15 protein-coding genes, 1 tRNA gene, 1 other RNA gene and 4 pseudogenes are annotated in these 18,316 nt (G+C 40.4%); 18 read left to right on the top strand and 3 right to left on the bottom strand.

Translation table 11 applies throughout. From position 1 onward, the window contains the following. The first annotated feature begins 3 nt into the window (after positions 1-3). Positions 4-77, top strand: a tRNA-Asn gene (locus O3636_RS09100). Positions 78-164: 87 nt separating this feature from the next. Here O3636_RS09100 and O3636_RS09095 read toward each other — a convergent pair. After that, positions 165-320, bottom strand: a pseudogene (locus O3636_RS09095) (transposase); the annotation flags it as partial. A 652-nt stretch (positions 321-972) separates the two neighbouring features. Between O3636_RS09095 and comW the strand changes: the two are divergent. From comW to O3636_RS09015, 16 genes and pseudogenes are all read left to right on the top strand, one after another. After that, the gene (gene comW, locus O3636_RS09090; RefSeq protein ID WP_000940045.1) at positions 973-1,209 is read left to right on the top strand and encodes a sigma(X)-activator ComW; all 237 of its coding nucleotides are present in this window, start codon (positions 973-975) and stop codon (positions 1,207-1,209) included. Positions 1,210-1,439: 230 nt separating this feature from the next. Further along, positions 1,440-2,726 carry an adenylosuccinate synthase gene (locus tag O3636_RS09085; protein WP_371642769.1) on the top strand — a complete coding sequence of 429 codons (1,287 nt, stop codon included), beginning with the start codon at positions 1,440-1,442 and terminating at the stop codon, positions 2,724-2,726. 199 nt (positions 2,727-2,925) lie between these two features. Further along, the gene (tadA, locus tag O3636_RS09080; RefSeq protein ID WP_261028647.1) at positions 2,926-3,393 is read left to right on the top strand and encodes a tRNA adenosine(34) deaminase TadA; all 468 of its coding nucleotides are present in this window, start codon (positions 2,926-2,928) and stop codon (positions 3,391-3,393) included. A gap of 32 nt (positions 3,394-3,425) precedes the next feature. After that, an RNA gene (ffs, locus tag O3636_RS09075) (signal recognition particle sRNA small type) lies at positions 3,426-3,523 on the top strand. A 56-nt stretch (positions 3,524-3,579) separates the two neighbouring features. Then, positions 3,580-4,023: a dUTP diphosphatase gene (locus O3636_RS09070; protein ID WP_000701987.1), complete on the top strand. Its 444-nt coding sequence runs from the start codon at positions 3,580-3,582 to the stop codon at positions 4,021-4,023. Next, on the top strand, positions 3,983-4,540 hold the full coding sequence (locus O3636_RS09065) for a histidine phosphatase family protein (RefSeq protein ID WP_371642760.1): 558 nt from the start codon (positions 3,983-3,985) through the stop codon (positions 4,538-4,540). Before O3636_RS09070 ends, O3636_RS09065 begins: the two co-directional genes overlap by 41 nt. A gap of 13 nt (positions 4,541-4,553) precedes the next feature. Further along, positions 4,554-5,915 (top strand): DNA repair protein RadA, encoded by a 1,362-nt coding sequence (gene radA, locus O3636_RS09060; protein ID WP_371642767.1) that lies wholly within the window; start codon positions 4,554-4,556, stop codon positions 5,913-5,915. A 70-nt stretch (positions 5,916-5,985) separates the two neighbouring features. After that, positions 5,986-6,681 carry a TIGR00266 family protein gene (locus O3636_RS09055; RefSeq protein WP_000672726.1) on the top strand — a complete coding sequence of 232 codons (696 nt, stop codon included), beginning with the start codon at positions 5,986-5,988 and terminating at the stop codon, positions 6,679-6,681. A 159-nt stretch (positions 6,682-6,840) separates the two neighbouring features. Then, positions 6,841-7,338: a beta-class carbonic anhydrase gene (locus O3636_RS09050; RefSeq protein WP_371642758.1), complete on the top strand. Its 498-nt coding sequence runs from the start codon at positions 6,841-6,843 to the stop codon at positions 7,336-7,338. Positions 7,339-7,362: 24 nt separating this feature from the next. Then, positions 7,363-8,178 carry a PrsW family glutamic-type intramembrane protease gene (locus O3636_RS09045; RefSeq protein WP_261034355.1) on the top strand — a complete coding sequence of 272 codons (816 nt, stop codon included), beginning with the start codon at positions 7,363-7,365 and terminating at the stop codon, positions 8,176-8,178. Positions 8,179-8,323: 145 nt separating this feature from the next. Further along, positions 8,324-9,292 carry a ribose-phosphate diphosphokinase gene (locus tag O3636_RS09040; protein WP_000010160.1) on the top strand — a complete coding sequence of 323 codons (969 nt, stop codon included), beginning with the start codon at positions 8,324-8,326 and terminating at the stop codon, positions 9,290-9,292. Between the two features lie 224 nt (positions 9,293-9,516). Beyond that, entirely contained in the window at positions 9,517-10,464 is a 948-nt protein-coding gene (locus O3636_RS09035; protein WP_023944127.1) for an Rpn family recombination-promoting nuclease/putative transposase, read from the top strand. Between the two features lie 4 nt (positions 10,465-10,468). After that, positions 10,469-10,879: pseudogene (locus O3636_RS09030) on the top strand (hypothetical protein); the annotation flags it as partial. Positions 10,880-11,252: 373 nt separating this feature from the next. Then, complete coding sequence (locus O3636_RS09025; protein ID WP_000757035.1) at positions 11,253-12,161, top strand: cell wall-binding protein; 909 nt, start codon at positions 11,253-11,255, stop codon at positions 12,159-12,161. A gap of 221 nt (positions 12,162-12,382) precedes the next feature. Beyond that, positions 12,383-13,867 (top strand): PspC family transcriptional regulator, encoded by a 1,485-nt coding sequence (locus tag O3636_RS09020; RefSeq protein ID WP_371642755.1) that lies wholly within the window; start codon positions 12,383-12,385, stop codon positions 13,865-13,867. Positions 13,868-14,011: 144 nt separating this feature from the next. Next, positions 14,012-14,077: a hypothetical protein gene (locus tag O3636_RS09015; protein ID WP_371642765.1), complete on the top strand. Its 66-nt coding sequence runs from the start codon at positions 14,012-14,014 to the stop codon at positions 14,075-14,077. Positions 14,078-14,199: 122 nt separating this feature from the next. On the opposite strand, the pseudogene O3636_RS09010 reads toward O3636_RS09015, so the two are convergent. Then, a pseudogene (locus O3636_RS09010) lies at positions 14,200-14,619 on the bottom strand (hypothetical protein); the annotation flags it as partial. Then, positions 14,619-15,509: pseudogene (locus O3636_RS09005) on the bottom strand (Rpn family recombination-promoting nuclease/putative transposase). The pseudogenes O3636_RS09005 and O3636_RS09010, both read right to left, overlap by 1 nt. A gap of 147 nt (positions 15,510-15,656) precedes the next feature. Here O3636_RS09005 and polA point away from each other — a divergent pair. Beyond that, complete coding sequence (polA, locus tag O3636_RS09000; protein WP_371642753.1) at positions 15,657-18,290, top strand: DNA polymerase I; 2,634 nt, start codon at positions 15,657-15,659, stop codon at positions 18,288-18,290. Positions 18,291-18,316: the final 26 nt, after the last annotated feature.

The raw sequence follows: 18,316 nt of genomic DNA, 5'->3' as shown, positions 1-18,316 counted from the left end.
TATTCCGCCATAGCTCAGTTGGTAGTAGCGCATGACTGTTAATCATGATGTCGTAGGTTCGAGTCCTACTGGCGGAGTAGTTAGTTAAAGGAGGTATCAGCCTCTTTTTTATTATGTAATTAATAATCTAGGCTTTTTTCAACTGTAGTGGGTTGAAGAAAAGGCTAAGATCGAGAAAGGACACATTTCGTCCTTTCTTTTTTGATATTCAGAGCGATAAAAATCCTTTTTTTGAAGTTTTCAAAGTTCCGAAATCCAAAGGCATTTCGCTTGATAAGTTTAATGAGATTATTAGTCGCTTCTAATTTGGCGTCGTAATATGAAGTCTCTTCAAAGCAGGTAGGAGTTGCATTTTGAACCACTTTATAAATAGGAGCTATAAACTCTCCCTCTACTTTTCCTGAAACAATTGAAGTCCGCTCAAAACGCCGTCTGATAATATTTTCATAGACTTTCTCCTCTCTAGGAGCCCGTGCATCATAAGGACGATAGAGGTAGGGGGCGATTCCCGTTTCGTCAATATAGTAGATTGGAACTAGAATAGTATGTTACAACTGCTAAAAATATTTCTAGAAATTAATTTGACTTTCCTAATCGATTTATTCATCTCTTATTTCAATTTACTAGATATGCATAGCTTTATTATAACATGCGCATTTTAAACTAAGCGACTATACAAAATTAAGCATACCATCAGCTATTATAGATAATGCAAAATTACATAGATTTGAATATCTGATAATATGCGTTTTTCTTATTTTAAGATTTTTTCCTCAGTCTCTTTTAGTATTTAACGCAGTCAATAAGGTTTTTATCAAAGTCTAATTTAGGTAGTAAATTTATTTCTATTCTGTCAACTTTTCCTATTTTTTCTCTTGTTGAGGTTGGTATTTTAACAATTCAGGAGTTATTAATGATTAATTAAAATTTTTTGTTAGAATAAGATCATAAAAAGTAAAGGAGTGTATGCTTATGCTACAAAATATTTATGATCAGATGACTGATTTCTATGACAGTATCGAAGAAGAGTATGCTACTTTCTTTGGTAATAGTTGGGACTGGGAACATTTTCATTTTAAATTTTTGATTTATTATTTAGTTAGATATGGCATTGGGTGTCGTAGGGATTTTATCGTTTACCATTATCGTGTTGCTTATCGTTTGTATCTTGAAAAGATGATAATGAAACAAGGTTTTATTTCTTGTTGAGATAGTCTGAGTTAATTTCCGAACAAACCTACTTTTTTATGGCAATATAACAATAAATAGCTGGTAATTTTTCTAAAACATTTTTTAATAGTTGGAAATAGCAAATCTTTCTATTGTTTCTTCTTGATAAAAAGGCGATTTTTTCTTATAATAAATTGTAAGATATAATTGCAGGTGAGAGTCCTGCCATGTATGTGAGAAAGGAAGAGCCTGAGGGCTCAGACAAGATTATGACGTCAGTTGTTGTTGTAGGTACCCAATGGGGTGATGAAGGTAAAGGAAAGATTACAGACTTCCTTTCAGCGAATGCAGAAGTGATTGCACGTTACCAAGGTGGTGATAATGCAGGTCACACGATTGTGATCGATGGTAAGAAATTTAAGTTGCACTTGATTCCATCTGGGATTTTCTTCCCTGAAAAAATCTCTGTCATTGGGAATGGTATGGTTGTAAATCCTAAATCTCTTGTAAAAGAGTTGAGCTATCTTCATGAGGAGGGGGTGACAACTGATAACTTGCGTATTTCTGATCGCGCGCATGTCATTTTGCCTTATCATATCGAGTTGGATCGCTTGCAAGAAGAAGCTAAGGGCGACAATAAGATTGGTACTACAATTAAGGGAATTGGTCCAGCTTATATGGACAAGGCTGCTCGTGTTGGGATTCGTATCGCAGATCTTTTGGATAAAGATATTTTCCGTGAGCGTTTAGAACGTAACCTTGCTGAAAAGAATCGTCTTTTTGAAAAATTGTATGACAGTAAAGCGATTGCTTTTGATGATATTTTTGAAGAATATTATGAATATGGTCAACAAATCAAGAAGTATGTGACAGACACATCTGTTATCTTGAATGATGCGCTTGATAATGGCAAACGTGTGCTTTTTGAAGGTGCACAAGGAGTTATGCTAGATATCGACCAAGGTACTTATCCATTTGTTACGTCATCAAACCCTGTAGCTGGTGGTGTGACAATTGGTTCTGGTGTTGGTCCAAGTAAGATTGAGAAGGTTGTAGGTGTATGTAAAGCCTATACGAGTCGTGTAGGAGACGGTCCTTTCCCAACTGAGTTGTTTGATGAAGTGGGAGAACGTATCCGTGAAGTAGGTCATGAATATGGTACAACAACTGGTCGTCCACGTCGTGTGGGTTGGTTTGACTCAGTTGTGATGCGTCATAGTCGTCGCGTTTCTGGTATTACTAATCTTTCATTGAACTCTATCGATGTTTTGAGTGGTTTAGATACAGTGAAAATCTGTGTGGCCTATGATCTTGATGGTCAACGTATTGACTACTATCCAGCTAGTCTTGAGCAATTGAAACGTTGCAAGCCTATCTATGAAGAGTTGCCAGGTTGGTCAGAAGATATTACTGGAGTTCGTAATTTGGAAGATCTTCCTGAGAATGCGCGTAACTATGTTCGTCGTGTGAGTGAATTGGTTGGAGTTCGTATTTCTACTTTCTCAGTAGGTCCTGGTCGTGAACAAACAAATATTTTAGAAAGTGTTTGGTCCTAAGAGAATTTTAAGATTTGTTTAAGATAGGTCGGGTATACTATAGACAGTTACAAGAAGACCTCCTAACTTGTTGTAACAAATATCCTAAACTTTTCTTTTTCATAATAATCTCCCTATAAAGTCACCGCATTCGGTGGCTTTTTTTGTCTTGGGATTCATGATATAATAATAAAATCGACAAGTAGAAAAAGGGAAATTGATGAATTATACAGTTGAAGAAAAAGAAAGCTTCATGAGAGAGGCATTGAAAGAGGCTGAGATTGCTCTTGAACACGATGAAATTCCAATTGGTTGTGTGATTGTTAAGGACGGAGAAATCATTGGTCGCGGGCATAATGCACGTGAGGAATTGCAACGAGCGGTTATGCATGCGGAGATTATGGCTATAGAGCATGCGAACCTGAGTGAGGAGAGCTGGCGCTTGCTGGATTGCACGCTTTTTGTGACCATTGAGCCGTGTGTCATGTGTAGTGGGGCGATTGGGCTTGCCCGTATTCCAAACGTGGTCTATGGGGCTAAAAACCAGAAATTTGGCGCTGCTGGGAGTTTGTACGATATCTTGACAGATGAGCGTCTCAACCATCGTGTGGAGGTTGAAACGGGAATTTTGGAAGATGAATGCGCAGCTATTATGCAGGACTTTTTTAGAAATAGACGGAAAAAATAATTTTGCTTTTAAAATGAATAGGAATGTGATATAATAAATAGTGGAGCAACAGTTCTGCGTGAAGCGGGTCAGGGGAGGAATCCAGCAGCCCTAAGCGATTTGAATTGTGTGCTCTTTTTTTCGTGCTTTTTCCGAATAAATAAGATAGAATAATCTAGAATAAATGATAATAGAAAAGAGAAAATTATGAAAATTCGTGGTTTTGAATTGGTTTCTAGTTTTACAGATGAAAATTTATTGCCCAAGCGTGAGACAGCACATGCGGCTGGTTACGACTTAAAGGTTGCTGTGCGTACGGTTATTGCGCCAGGAGAGATTGTCTTGGTTCCGACAGGTGTTAAGGCTTATATGCAGCCGACTGAGGTTCTTTACCTTTATGATCGTTCTTCAAATCCTCGTAAGAAGGGTCTGGTCTTGATTAACTCGGTTGGTGTCATTGATGGAGATTATTATGGAAATCCTGGAAATGAAGGGCATATTTTTGCGCAGATGAAGAATATCACAGACCAAGAAGTTGTTCTTGAAGTTGGAGAACGTGTTGTCCAGGCTGTCTTTGCTCCTTTCTTAATTGCAGATGGAGATGCGGCTGATGGCGTTCGAACTGGTGGATTTGGTTCAACAGGGCACTAGAATGAAGATTATCTTTGTACGTCATGGGGAGCCAGATTATTGTGAGTTAGAGGAGCGTTCTTATACGGGATTTGGGATAGATTTGGCGCCCTTATCTGATAAGGGACGGCAGCAGGCTCAGGAACTGAGCACCAATCCTTTATTCCCTTCAGCTGAAATAATCATATCTTCTGCAGTCACAAGAGCTTTAGAAACGGCTTCTTATGTGGCCTGTACTACGGGACTTCCTTTGAGAGTAGAGCCATTATTGCATGAATGGCAGGTCTATGAAAGTGGCACAGATAATTTTGAAAAAGCTCGTACTATGTTTCTAGAAAATAAGGGGGAATTACTTCCTAATAGTCCTATTCAATATGAGACAGCTGCGGAGATGAAGTCTCGGTTTCTAGAATGTATGTCTAAGTATCGAGAACATCAGACTGTGGTAGTTGTTGCTCATCGAATGCTCATGCGTCAGTTTGTGCCAAATGAGAAGATTGATTTTTGTCAAGTGATTGAGTGTGAGTTAGAGATATAGAAAGAGGTTTATCATCGCAAAGAAAAAAGCGACATTTGTATGTCAAAATTGTGGCTATAATTCCCCTAAATATCTGGGACGTTGTCCCAACTGTGGGTCTTGGTCTTCTTTTGTAGAAGAGGTTGAGGTTGCCGAGGTCAAGAATGCGCGTGTGTCCTTGACAGGTGAGAAAACCAAGCCCATGAAACTGGCTGAGGTGACTTCAATCAATGTCAATCGAACCAAGACGGAGATGGAGGAATTCAACCGTGTACTTGGAGGCGGAGTGGTACCAGGAAGTCTCGTCCTAATCGGTGGGGATCCTGGAATCGGGAAATCGACTCTTCTACTACAAGTCTCAACCCAGTTGTCTCAAGTGGGGACAGTTCTCTATGTCAGTGGGGAGGAGTCTGCCCAGCAGATTAAGCTACGAGCAGAGCGCTTGGGAGATATTGATAGCGAGTTTTATCTCTATGCAGAGACCAATATGCAGAGTGTTCGAGCAGAGGTGGAAAGAATCCAGCCAAATTTTCTCATTATTGACTCAATTCAAACCATTATGTCTCCTGAGATTTCAGGAGTGCAGGGGTCTGTTTCTCAAGTGCGTGAGGTGACGGCTGAGCTTATGCAACTGGCCAAAACTAATAACATTGCCATCTTTATCGTAGGGCATGTGACCAAGGAAGGAACCTTGGCTGGGCCGAGAATGTTGGAGCATATGGTGGATACGGTGCTTTACTTTGAAGGGGAGCGTCACCATACTTTTCGTATTTTGAGAGCGGTTAAAAACCGTTTTGGCTCCACTAATGAGATTGGGATTTTTGAGATGCAGTCGGGCGGATTGGTTGAGGTACTCAATCCGAGTCAAGTTTTCCTAGAAGAGCGTTTGGATGGAGCAACTGGTTCATCAATCGTTGTGACCATGGAAGGGACGCGTCCGATTTTGGCGGAGGTTCAGGCTTTGGTAACACCGACCATGTTTGGAAATGCCAAGCGTACTACGACAGGGCTTGACTTCAATCGTGCGAGTCTGATTATGGCTGTTTTGGAAAAGCGTGCAGGTCTTCTCTTGCAAAATCAGGATGCTTATCTTAAATCTGCTGGCGGTGTCAAATTGGATGAACCTGCCATTGACTTGGCCGTTGCAGTTGCCATTGCTTCGAGCTACAAGGACAAGCCAACTAATCCTCAGGAATGTTTTGTGGGAGAACTGGGCTTGACAGGAGAGATTCGGCGCGTGAATCGTATCGAGCAACGTATCAATGAAGCTGCTAAGCTTGGATTTACAAAAATCTATGTACCAAAAAATTCTTTAACGGGAATCGAACCACCTAAGAGTATTCAGGTGATCGGGGTGACGACTATTCAGGAAGTCTTGAAAAAAGTATTCTCCTAATAGTTATGGTCAGCTTTAGATGACTAATTATTTTATTGCTAACATTTATTAAAACAAGGAGGAATTTCTTATGAAATTTTCTATGGACAGTCATATGCAATTTCCTTTGGTAGAGTTGTCACTCAATCAAGGAGAAACCGTCTATATCCAGCGAGGTAGTATGGTTTACCACACGCCTAACGTAAGTCTCAATACCCAGCTCAATGCTAGCGGTTCAGGTTTGGGACGTTTTGTTAAAGCTGTAGGACGTTCAATGGTTTCTGGTGAAAGCACCTTCATTACTCAAGCTGTAGCAGAGTCTGATAACGGGAACCTTGCTCTAGCACCAGATACTCCTGGGCAAGTAATTGCTCTTGAACTAGGTGAAAAACAATATCGACTGAATGATGGGGCTTTTCTAGCTCTTGATGGTACAGCTTCCTATACTATGGAGAGTCAGTCTATTGGTAAAGCTCTGTTCGGAGGGCAAGGCGGTCTCTTTGTGATGACTACCCAAGGCCAGGGAACTCTCTTGGCCAATGCTTTTGGTTCTATCAAGAAAATTGAGCTACAAAACCAAGAAATAACCATTGACAATGCCCATGTGGTGGCTTGGAGTCAATCTTTGGACTATAATATCCACTTAGAAAATAGCTTCTGGCAGTCTATTGGTACAGGAGAAGGAGTGGTGAATACCTTCCGAGGAACTGGTGAGGTCTACGTACAAAGTCTCAATCTTCAGAGCTTTGCAGGATCGCTCAATAAGTATATCCAAAAAGGTTCATAAAAATAAAACTAGGACAGAAGCCCAAGCTAGAAGCTGGATGTCTCTGTCCCAGTTTTTTTATATGAAGGTTGACAACTGACAAGACAAAGAAAAGATGGTAAGATAGGAGATAAATAATTTGGTGCTCAAATTATCTGATAGACTAGAAAGTGAGTTGTCATGTCCTATTTTGAAAATTTTTTAAAAGCCAATCAAGCCTATGTAGAACTGCATGGAGATCTTCATTTATCAATCAAACCAAAGACCAAGGTTGCAATCGTAACTTGTATGGACTCGCGTTTACACGTTGCACCAGCTCTTGGGTTGGCTCTGGGAGATGCTCATATTTTGCGGAATGCTGGAGGGCGAGTGACAGATGATATGATTCGCTCGCTTGTGATTTCCCAGCAACAAATGGGGACAAGAGAGATTGTGGTATTGCACCATACAGACTGTGGTGCTCAGACCTTTGAAAATGGACCTTTTCAGGAGTATTTAAAAGAGGAACTAGGTGTCGATGTGTCAGACCAGGACTTCTTACCCTTCCAAGATATAGAGGAGAGTGTGCGTGAGGACATGCAACTTCTTATCGAGTCTCCCTTAATACCAGACGATGTCATTATCTCTGGTGCGGTTTACGATGTGGATACAGGAAGGATGACAGTCGTAGAATTATAAATACTTCATTTAGAAAGAAAGTGTATGAAGAGAAACAGCATTTTATTTATTTTTATCTTATTGCTATGTATTGGTTTGCAGTATGAAACCATCTACTATACGGACGGTTCGATGTCAGGTGCGGAATATGGACTAATGGGAGTTTCTATCTTTCTAGCTCTCTTTTACATGATTCCGGCTCTTTATTTCCTTTTCCGTATTGGGAAAAAATGGGAATTGCCAAAGAACTCCTTGATCTTGTCTTTATTGGGGGGAATGTTCCTTTCAGGCTGGTTGTCTAGCTTTGCTAATACCTATATCCATGATTTGCTGGGTATTCTTTTCCCAGATAGTGCATTTTTAAATGCCTTTGAAAGTGCGATTGTGGCTCCTTTGGTAGAAGAACCCTTGAAATTATTGCCACTTGTCTTTGTTTTAGCTTTGATTCCTGTGCGAAAATTAAAATCTTTGTTTTTACTAGGGATTGCTTCTGGTTTGGGATTTCAAATGATTGAGGATATTGGCTATATTCGTACGGATTTGCCAGAGGGCTTTGACTTCACTATTTCGAGAATTTTAGAGCGTATCATCTCAGGAATTGCCTCTCACTGGACTTTTTCAGGTCTGGCTGTAGTAGGTGTTTACTTGCTTTACAGAGCCTATAAAGGACAGAAGGATGGCAAGAAAGAGGGGCTTATTTTCCTAGGTTTAGCTTTAGGAACTCACTTCTTGTTTAACTCTCCTTTTGTAGAATTAGAGACAGAGTTGCCACTAGCGATTCCAGTGGTTATGGCTATTACTCTTTATGGTTTTTATCAGGCTTATCGCTTTGTTGAGAAGAACGATGAGATAATGAACTAGAATATTTTTCAAAAGAATGATGCAAGGGTACAAATATGGTGCCCTTCTTTTATTTTTGATTGAAAAATAGTGTAAAAAGCGCTACAATGGTAGATGGAAAAATCTTGTGAAAAGCACAAGTGATACATATATACCGGAGGAAATCATGTCTTTTTCTGATTTAAAGCTGTTTGCCCTTTCTTCTAATAAAGAATTGGCAGAACGTGTGGCGCAGGAGATTGGGATAGAGTTGGGGAAATCAAGTGTTCGCCAATTTTCAGATGGAGAGATTCAGGTCAACATCGAAGAATCAATCCGTGGGAAACACGTCTTTATCCTACAATCAACTAGTTCGCCTGTAAATGACAATCTGCTTGAAATTTTGATTATGGTAGATGCTTTGAAGCGTGCGAGTGCAGAATCTGTCAATGTTGTCATGCCATACTATGGGTATGCACGTCAGGATAGAAAGGCGAGAGCGCGTGAGCCAATCACTTCAAAACTGGTCGCAAATATGCTTGAAGTAGCTGGAGTGGATCGTTTATTGACCATCGACTTGCATGCTGCGCAGATTCAAGGATTCTTTGATATTCCTGTGGATCATTTGATGGGAGCCCCTCTGATTGCGGATTATTTTGAGCGTCGTGGCATGGTTGGTTCTGACTATGTGGTTGTCAGCCCAGACCATGGAGGGGTGACTCGTGCTCGTAAGTTGGCAGAATTTTTGAAAACATCTATCGCTATCATTGACAAACGTCGTAGCGTTGATAAGATGAATACTAGTGAAGTCATGAACATCATCGGTAAGGTAGAAGGCAAGACTTGTATCTTGATTGATGATATGATTGATACTGCTGGAACTATTTGTCACGCGGCAGATGCCCTGGCAGAAGCTGGTGCTGTTGAAGTCTATGCAAGCTGTACGCACCCAGTTCTTTCTGGTCCTGCTATGGACAATATCCAAAATTCAGCTATTAAGAAATTGGTTGTTTTGGATACCATCTATCTGCCAGAAGAGCGTTTGATCGATAAAATTGAACAGATTTCGATTGCTCATCTACTGGGTGATGCTATCGTGCGTATCCATGAAAAACGCCCACTTTCTCCACTTTTCAGTATTGAGAAAAAGATTTAATGACCAAGCCTGAGATAATTCTCAGGTTTTTTTCGTCTCTTTTCCGAATAAATAGATAGTGGCAGTGAATCTAGTAAACCTAGATTTAATACTCTTCGAAAATCAAATTCAAACCACGTCAACGTCGCCTTGCCGTACTCAAGTACAGCCTGCGGCTAGTTTCCTAGTTTGCTCTTTGATTTTCATTGAGTATAAAACTGTGGTATAATAAAAGGAGGAAGAGGATGATTCTAAGACATCCGGGCATCAGCCCAACCAATGACTTGGTAGCTAAGAAAATCTTTAGCAATCCAGAAATCACTTGTCAATTTATTCGCGATATGTTGGATTTACCAGCCAAAAATGTAACCATTTTGGAGGGGAGCAATATTCATGTATTGCCTTCTTTGCCATACTCGGCACAGGATTTCTACACTAGTATTGATGTCTTGGCTGAACTAGATAATGGCACTCAAGTAATTATTGAGATTCAAGTTCATCATCAGAATTTTTTCATCAATCGTTTGTGGGCTTACTTATGCAGCCAGGTCAACCAAAACCTAGAGAAAATTCGCCAACGAGAAGGTGATACACACCAGAGCTACAAACACATCGCACCCGTTTATGCCATCGCAATTGTCGATAGCAACTACTTCTCAGATGACTTGGCTTTTCATAGCTTTAGTATGCGAGAGGACACGACAGGTGAAGCCTTAACCATCACCAATAATGGACAAGAAAACTACCTAGTCAAGATGGCGTTCTTGGAATTAAAAAAATACAGAGAAACCAGCAAAGATAGCATTCGTAAACCATGGTTGGAGTTTTTCGGTAATAAACCCTTTACCCAAGAACCCGAGCGAGCTATCAGCCAAGCAGACCAACTGCTGGACTACAAGAGCTGGTCCGAGGAGGACAGGAAAATGTTTAGTCAACTACGTATGCGCGAAGAACAAGCCTTGTTAGCGCATGACTATGCCTTGGAACAAGCTGAGGAGAAAGGTTTAGAGCGTGGACGAGCAGAGGGAATTGAACAAGGTTTAGAACAGGGACTGGAGCGTGGTCGAACTGAGGGGATTGAACGAGGAAAACTCTTTGCTTTCTTGGACATGGTTCGCCAACATGCTCTAACTTCCGAATTCGCGAGTGAACAATTGGGTATGTCAGTAGCGGAGTTTGAAGCGCTGTTATAAGACCAGCACTAACGGTCAGGAAAACCATCTGGTTAAGATGGCATTCTTGGAATTAAAAAAATACAGAGAAAACAGCAAAGATGAGGTTCGCAAGCCGTGGTTGGAGTTTTTCGGGAATAAGCCCTTTACCCAGCAACCCGAGCGAGCCATAAGCCAAGCAGACCAACTGCTGGACTACAAGAGCTGGTCCGAGGAGGACAGGAAAATGTTTAGTCAACTACGTATGCGCGAAGAACAAGCCTTATTAGCACAGGACTATGCTTTAGAAACAGCTAGGGCGGAAGGCATTGAACAAGGTTTAGACCGTGGGAAACTCTTTTCCTTCCTGGATATGGTCCGCCAAGGTCTTCTGAGTTCAGAGGTTGCCAGTCAGCAATTGGGCATGACTGTCGCTGAATTTGAGGCTTTATTATGAGTTCAATCTTTATATAGTAGAAAGTTTATGAAATGGCAAGTGTTATCCAAATACTTGCCGTTTTTACTTGACTTTTACAAGGGTTTGTAAGATAATACCAAGGAAGTAAGTTCTGTCTAACTATCTATATAGTTTAGATATAAAAGATATCATCTGAGGGATGAGTAGTTGCGAAATGTCAACTTGGAAGCTAGAGTATTTCAGGGGGAATTTTTTCGTGAGTTAGTTTTCTTCTCCTTTTTTCGAAGAAATAGGTAAAAAGTTTAAAAAACATAAGAAAACTCTTGACAAATCCTGCAAATATTTATATACTGTATGGTAGTAAGATAGTCTTACGAAAAAATATATAATGAAAAACAAAGGAGATAAAACGATGAAAAAAGTTTTATTGACAAGCGCAGTCGCTCTTGCAGCATTTGGTGCTGTTCAAGCTGTTTCAGCAGACGTTAATGGTGGGGCTAACCTTCCAGGTGCATACGATCAACCATTAGTAGGTGGTGGAAAGTATGATGTTTATAACAGCCAAACAGAATTTATTACTGCTGATAGAGTTAATGAATATATCGCAGCTCACAATGAAGACCTCAAAGTGAAGAAAGCAGAACTTGAAAAAGTTCAAGCAGAATTAGCAAACGCTGAGGCAGAATTTAATAAAACTGTAGCAGAGTATGGTAAAGCAGAAAATGCTCCAGAAAATTTTGCTCATGACCGTGATGTACGTTTAGCTCCATACAAACTAGCAGTTGTTAAAGCTAAGACAGCTTATGAAGAAGCATATGCTAAGGTTAGAAATGAAGCGATTAAACATTTCCAAACAGTTTGGAATACAGCTGTTAAAAAAGAAGGTAAGTACTACATCTTGAATGAAACACCTGAGCAAAGAAATGCTCGTTACTTTAGAGAGCATGGTCAAGCTACTCAAGGTTGGGCTAAAAACGCTAAAGGTCAATGGACTTACTTGAAAGATGCTCAAGGAAATAAAGCAACTGGATGGCTTAAAGATAACGACACTTGGTACTACCTAGATAAAGATGGTATCATGCAAACAGGTTGGGTTAAAGACAACGGAACTTGGTACTACCTAGATGGTTCAGGCGCAATGCAAAAAGGTTGGAAATATGTAGGTGGTCACTGGTACTACCTAGATGGTGCAGGTGCAATGCAAACAGGCTGGAAATATGTAAGTGGTCACTGGTACTACCTAAATGCTTCAGGTGCTTTGCTTGTAAATACAACTACTCCTGACGGTTACACAGTTAACGCAAGTGGTGAGTTGGTATAATACCGATATATAAATAAGACTAGGAGAACAATCTCCTAGTTTTTTCTTTTTTTGACAGGTCTAGTTATTGGGGCATGAGGAATTGTATTAAAGATATGCTACATAAAGAAGAGCTTTTTACCTTTAAATATTTCTACACTTTTTATGTTTTTTATTGCATTAATTATAGAAAAGGAATATAATGAAATAAATTTAATAGGTTAACAAAGGAGGTTTTTCTTATGAAGAAAACACTTACAGGTATCTTGCTAGCTACTTCTGCGCTAGCTATGGCTGCAATTCAACCAGTGAACGCTGAAAGTACAGGAACTGGTACATCGTCTACAGGTGCTCAATCGACTTCATCATTTAAGGAAATTCATTTTGTAACATTCCAAAATGGTAGACTAGTTGATATTAAAGAAGCTCTTGCAGGATCAGCTGCATCTAATACAAGTCATCCAGATATTGCTAATTATAAATATACTAGCAGTAGAGAGGAAGAGGGTATTCTTTACCATATGTATGCTCCTACTAGTACCACAAGTAGTACGAATAGTATTCCAACAAATCCATATCATAGAGATAATAACCAAAACAATACTGCTAGTACTGATAATAATCACGGTTCAACATCTAGCTCCAATTTTACAATAAAGACAGTTCGCTTTGTAGAATACAAAAAGGGTAGTGATATCCCTATTGATATTAAGGCTCCCCGTACAGGAACTGCAGCATCAGATACAAGTCATCCAGATATTCCAAAATATAAATACTCTACTGGTAAATTGGTAGATGGTGTTCTTTTCCATGTGTATACACCAGAAAAATCTACAGATGATACTGGAACGACTAACAATAGTAATGTGAATAATAGTGGAAATAGCAACCCAAATAATGCTAATGCCAATAATGGTGCAGGAAATAACCAAAATCAAGGTACGAATGCAAGCGTGGGACAGTTCAAAACCGAAGATGGTAAAGTCTACTATATCAGGGATGGTAAAAAAGTTACTGGCTGGCAAAAGATTGATGGTAAGACCTACTACTTTGAAACTGATGGAGCAATGAAAAAAGGGCTACTAACCTTAGGTGATAAACAATACTATCTAAATGAAAAAGATGGTGTTCTTACACCAAATATTGTTTTAATTGATGGTAAAAAATTCTTTATTGATAATGAAGGAAACCGTTCTGTTGGATGGAAGAAAATTGACGGTGACTGGTATTATTTCTCTAAAGAAGATGGAATGAAGACAGGCTGGCTTAAAGATGGTTCATGGTATTACTTGGATGAAACTGGTGTGATGAGAACTGGTTGGAAACAAGTTGATGGCAATTGGTACTATCTCAATGATTTAGGTGCTATGCAAACTGGCTGGAAACTTATAAATGGTAGTTGGTACCATCTCGACAGTTTAGGTAAAATGAGTACTAGATGGATAAAAGAAAATGGTACATGGTATTATCTTGATGGCTCAGGTGCTATGCAGACAGGTTGGAAACTTGTAGATGGTAAGTGGTATTATCTTAATAATTCAGGTGCAATGCAAACTGGCTGGTTGAACCAAAGTGGTACATGGTATTATCTAGATGGCTCAGGTGCAATGAAGACAGGTTGGTACCAAGTTGGCGGTAAATGGTACTATTCATACCCATCAGGTGCTTTAGCGGTGAACACAACTATCGATGGTTACACAGTAAATGCAAACGGTGAGTGGGTGTAGTTTGAATTTGTTTATGTCACTAGGAGATTTTTAGCTTAGTTTTTTATAGCAGATACTTGCTGATATAATACTTATCAAGCTCCAGTTGCAAAAGAAGCAGATAAGAAAGAACTTCCAAACACTGGTGGAAAAGATAATGTTGCGATTGCATCATTAGGATTCCTTGGATTATTCTTTGGTTCACTTCCATTTGTGAAACGCAAAAACTAATTAGTTGAAGATATAAAAGAGAAGGATTTATGACCTTCTCTTTTTGTGATATGGACTATAGTGAGAGTTCTATTGAAAAGAAGAAAAAAGTGAACAAAACGATGTTTCAGCTTTGTTCACTTTTATGTTATTCTATAAACTTTCAATAGTTCTTCAAACTCAGAGACAGTCATCCCCAGCTGCTGGCTGGCAACCTCGGAAGTCAAAAGACCTTGATGGACTAGATTTAGTAGCATAGACAAACTTCCTTCAACTTTCCCGCGCTCTAAGCCTTGTTCAATACCCTCTGCACGACCACGCTCTAAACCTTTCTCCTCAGCTTGCTCCAAGGCATAGTTCTGTGCCAACAATGCCTGTTCTTCTCGCATACGTAGTTGACTAAACATTTTCCTGTCCTCCTCGGACCAGCTCTTGTAGTCCAGCAGTTGATCTACTTGGCTGATGGCTCGCTCGGGTTGCTGAGTAAAGGGTTTATTCCCGAAAAACTCCAACCACGGCTTGCGAACCTTATCTTTGCTGGTTTCTCTGTATTTTTTAGTTCTTATTTGTGATGTTCTTTCAATAGTTCTTCAAATTCAGAGACAGTCATACCTAATTGCTCACTCGCAAATTCAGAAGTTAGAACATGTTGGCGTACTAAATCTAGAAAGGCAAAAAGTTTCCCACGTTCTAAGCCTTTTTCTTCAGCTTGTTCCAAGGCATAATCATGAGCCAATAAAGCTTGTTCTTCACGCATACGTAGTTGACTAAACATTTCCCTGTCCTCCTCGGACCAGCTCTTGTAGTCCAGCAGTTGGTCTGCCTGGCTGATGGCTCGCTCGGGGCGCTGGGTAAAGGGTTTATTCCCGAAAAACTCCAACCATGGCTTGCGAACCTTGTCTTTGCTGGTTTCTCTATATTTTTTTAATTCCAAGAATGCCATCTTGACTAGATGGTGTTCCTGTCCATTGTTTGTGATAGTTAAGACCTCACCTGTCGTATCCTCTCGCATGCTAAAGCTGTGAAAAGCCAAGTCATCCGAGAAGTAGTTACTATCCACAATAGCGATTGCGTATACTGGTGCGATGTGTTTGTAACTCTGGTGTGTATCACCTTCTCGTTGGCGAATTTTTTCTAGGTTTTGATTGACCTGACTGCACAAATAAGCCTACAGGCGATTGATGAAAAAATTCTGATGATGCACCTGAATCTCAATAATTACTTGAGTACCGTTGTCCAACTCCGCCAAGACATCTATACTAGTGTAAAAATCCTGAGCTGAGTAAGGTAGGGAAGGTAAGATGTGAATATTGCTTCCCTCTAAAATAGTTACATTTTTAGCTGGTAAGTCCAGCATATCGCGGATAAATTGACAAGTGATTTCTGGATTGCTAAAGATTTTCTTAGCTACCAAGTCATTAGTCGGGCTGATGCCCGGATGACGTACAGTCATATTTCTTCTCCTTTCATTATAGCACATTTTTAAATCTAGGTTTACTAGATTCTCTGGCTCTATCTATTTATTCGGAAAAAGTTTGAAAAATACTTGCTCTAGCTCTTTCCAATGGTATTTTTCCCTGCTTTCCTTTATAATGGGTGTATGGATAAGAAAAAATTATTATTGATTGATGGGTCTTCTGTAGCTTTTCGGGCGTTTTTTGCGCTCTATCAGCAGTTGGACCGTTTTAAGAATGCGGCTGGCTTGCATACCAATGCGATTTATGGCTTTCAGTTGATGTTGAGCCATTTATTGGAGCGGGTTGAACCTAGTCATATTTTGGTGGCTTTTGATGCGGGAAAGACGACCTTCCGTACAGAGATGTATGCGGACTATAAGGGTGGTCGGGCTAAGACTCCGGATGAGTTTCGTGAGCAATTTCCCTTTATTCGTGAGTTGCTGGATCATATGGGGATTCGTCATTATGAGTTGGCTCAGTATGAGGCGGATGATATCATTGGGACGCTGGATAAGCTAGCAGAGCAGGATGGTTTTGATATTACCATTGTCAGTGGGGACAAGGACTTGATTCAGCTGACGGATGAGCATACGGTGGTTGAAATTTCCAAGAAAGGTGTGGCTGAGTTTGAGGCTTTTACGCCAGATTATCTCATGGAAAAGATGGGGCTCACACCGACTCAGTTTATCGATCTCAAGGCGCTCATGGGTGATAAGTCGGATAATATCCCTGGGGTGACCAAAATTGGTGAAAAGACGGGTATCAAGCTTTTGCTGGAGCATGGTTCACTTGAGGGAATTTATGAAAATATCGATGAGATGAAGGCTTCTAAGATGAAGGAAAATCTCATCAATGATAAGGAACAGGCCTTTTTGTCAAAAACACTGGCGACCATTGATCTCAAGGCACCGATTGAGATTGGTTTGGAGGATTTGGTCTATAGTGGTCCAGATGTGGAAAATCTTGGGAAATTCTACGATGAGATGGGCTTCAAACAGCTCAAGCAGGCTTTAAATGTATCGTCAGCTGATGTGGCTGAGAGCTTGGACTTTACTATCGTTGACCAAGTCAGTCAAGATATGCTGAGTGAAGAGTCTATCTTCCATTTTGAGCTTTTTGGTGAGAATTACCATACGGATGATTTGGTTGGTTTTGCTTGGTCTTGTGGAGATAAGCTCTATGCTACAGACAAGATTGAGCTGTTGCAAGACCCGATTTTCAAGGATTTTCTAGAAAAAACACCTCTGAGAGTTTATGATTTTAAGAAGGCTAAAGTTCTCTTGCATCGTTTGGATGTGGATTTGCAGGCACCTGCTTTTGACAGCCGTTTGGCTAAATACCTCCTTTCGACTGTGGAGGACAATGAAATTGCGACCATCGCTAGTCTTTATGGTCAGACTTATTTGGTTGATGATGGGACTTTCTATGGTAAGGGTGTCAAGAAGGCCATTCCTGAACGTGAGAAATTCTTGGAGCATTTAGCTCGTAAACTTGCCGTTTTGGTTGAGACTGAGCCTATTTTACTTGAAAAACTCAGCGAAAATGGGCAATTAGAACTTCTTTATGATATGGAGCAACCTCTGGCTTTTGTCCTTGCCAAGATGGAAATTGCTGGGATTACGGTCAAGAAAGAGACCTTGCTTGAGATGCAGGCTGAAAATGAGCTTGTTATTGAAAAATTGACTCAGGAGATTTACGAACTGGCTGGTGAGGAGTTTAATATCAACTCTCCTAAGCAATTGGGTGTACTTCTCTTTGAAAAATTGGAACTTCCTCTAGAATACACTAAGAAAACCAAGACTGGATATTCGACAGCAGTGGATGTTTTGGAGCGTTTAGCTCCTATTGCTCCGATTGTTAAGAAAATTCTTGACTACCGTCAGATTGCTAAGATCCAATCCACTTATGTGATTGGCTTGCAGGACTGGATTTTGGCTGATGGCAAGATTCATACTCGCTATGTTCAGGATTTGACCCAGACTGGGCGTCTGTCTAGTGTTGATCCAAACTTGCAAAATATTCCTGTGCGATTGGAGCAAGGACGTCTCATTCGTAAGGCTTTTGTGCCAGAGTGGGAGGATAGTGTCCTTCTCAGCTCGGACTATTCACAGATTGAATTGCGCGTTTTGGCGCATATTTCTAAGGATGAGCACTTGATTAAGGCCTTCCAAGAGGGTGCTGACATTCATACTTCGACAGCCATGCGGGTCTTTGGCATTGAGCGTCCTGAGGATGTGACTGCAAACGACCGTCGCAATGCCAAGGCTGTCAACTTTGGAGTGGTTTACGGGATTTCAGACTTTGGCTTGTCTAATAATTTAGGCATTAGCCGTAAGGAAGCCAAAGCCTACATTGATACCTACTTTGAACGCTTCCCAGGTATTAAAAACTACATGGATGAAGTGGTGCGTGAGGCGCGTGATAAGGGCTATGTAGAGACCCTCTTTAAGCGTCGCCGTGAGTTGCCAGATATCAATTCGCGCAACTTCAATATTCGTGGTTTTGCAGAGCGGACAGCTATCAACTCTCCTATCCAGGGGTCGGCGGCAGATATTCTCAAAATTGCTATGATTCAGTTGGATAAAGCCTTGGTTGCAGGTGGTTATCAGACTAAGATGCTGTTACAAGTGCACGATGAAATCGTCCTTGAAGTGCCTAAATCTGAATTGGCAGAGATGAAAAAATTGGTCAAACAAACCATGGAAGAAGCCATTCAACTCAGTGTTCCCCTCATCGCAGATGAAAATGAAGGGGCAACCTGGTACGAGGCTAAATAAAAAGGGGGCTAGTCCTCCTTTTTTGT

This window comes from Streptococcus sp. 27098_8_76 (genome assembly GCF_041432315.1).
GTDB lineage: Bacteria > Bacillota > Bacilli > Lactobacillales > Streptococcaceae > Streptococcus.
This window is presented reverse-complemented; position numbering and strand designations above follow the sequence as displayed.

Coding starts and splice junctions, on each gene's coding strand:
- comW (WP_000940045.1), top strand. CDS start 973: ATGCTACAAAATATTTATGATCAGATGACTGATTTCTATGACAGTATC.
- O3636_RS09085 (WP_371642769.1), top strand. CDS start 1,440: ATGACGTCAGTTGTTGTTGTAGGTACCCAATGGGGTGATGAAGGTAAA.
- tadA (WP_261028647.1), top strand. CDS start 2,926: ATGAATTATACAGTTGAAGAAAAAGAAAGCTTCATGAGAGAGGCATTG.
- O3636_RS09070 (WP_000701987.1), top strand. CDS start 3,580: ATGAAAATTCGTGGTTTTGAATTGGTTTCTAGTTTTACAGATGAAAAT.
- O3636_RS09065 (WP_371642760.1), top strand. CDS start 3,983: ATGGCGTTCGAACTGGTGGATTTGGTTCAACAGGGCACTAGAATGAAG.
- O3636_RS09055 (WP_000672726.1), top strand. CDS start 5,986: ATGAAATTTTCTATGGACAGTCATATGCAATTTCCTTTGGTAGAGTTG.
- O3636_RS09050 (WP_371642758.1), top strand. CDS start 6,841: ATGTCCTATTTTGAAAATTTTTTAAAAGCCAATCAAGCCTATGTAGAA.
- O3636_RS09045 (WP_261034355.1), top strand. CDS start 7,363: ATGAAGAGAAACAGCATTTTATTTATTTTTATCTTATTGCTATGTATT.
- O3636_RS09040 (WP_000010160.1), top strand. CDS start 8,324: ATGTCTTTTTCTGATTTAAAGCTGTTTGCCCTTTCTTCTAATAAAGAA.
- O3636_RS09035 (WP_023944127.1), top strand. CDS start 9,517: ATGATTCTAAGACATCCGGGCATCAGCCCAACCAATGACTTGGTAGCT.
- O3636_RS09025 (WP_000757035.1), top strand. CDS start 11,253: ATGAAAAAAGTTTTATTGACAAGCGCAGTCGCTCTTGCAGCATTTGGT.
- O3636_RS09020 (WP_371642755.1), top strand. CDS start 12,383: ATGAAGAAAACACTTACAGGTATCTTGCTAGCTACTTCTGCGCTAGCT.
- polA (WP_371642753.1), top strand. CDS start 15,657: ATGGATAAGAAAAAATTATTATTGATTGATGGGTCTTCTGTAGCTTTT.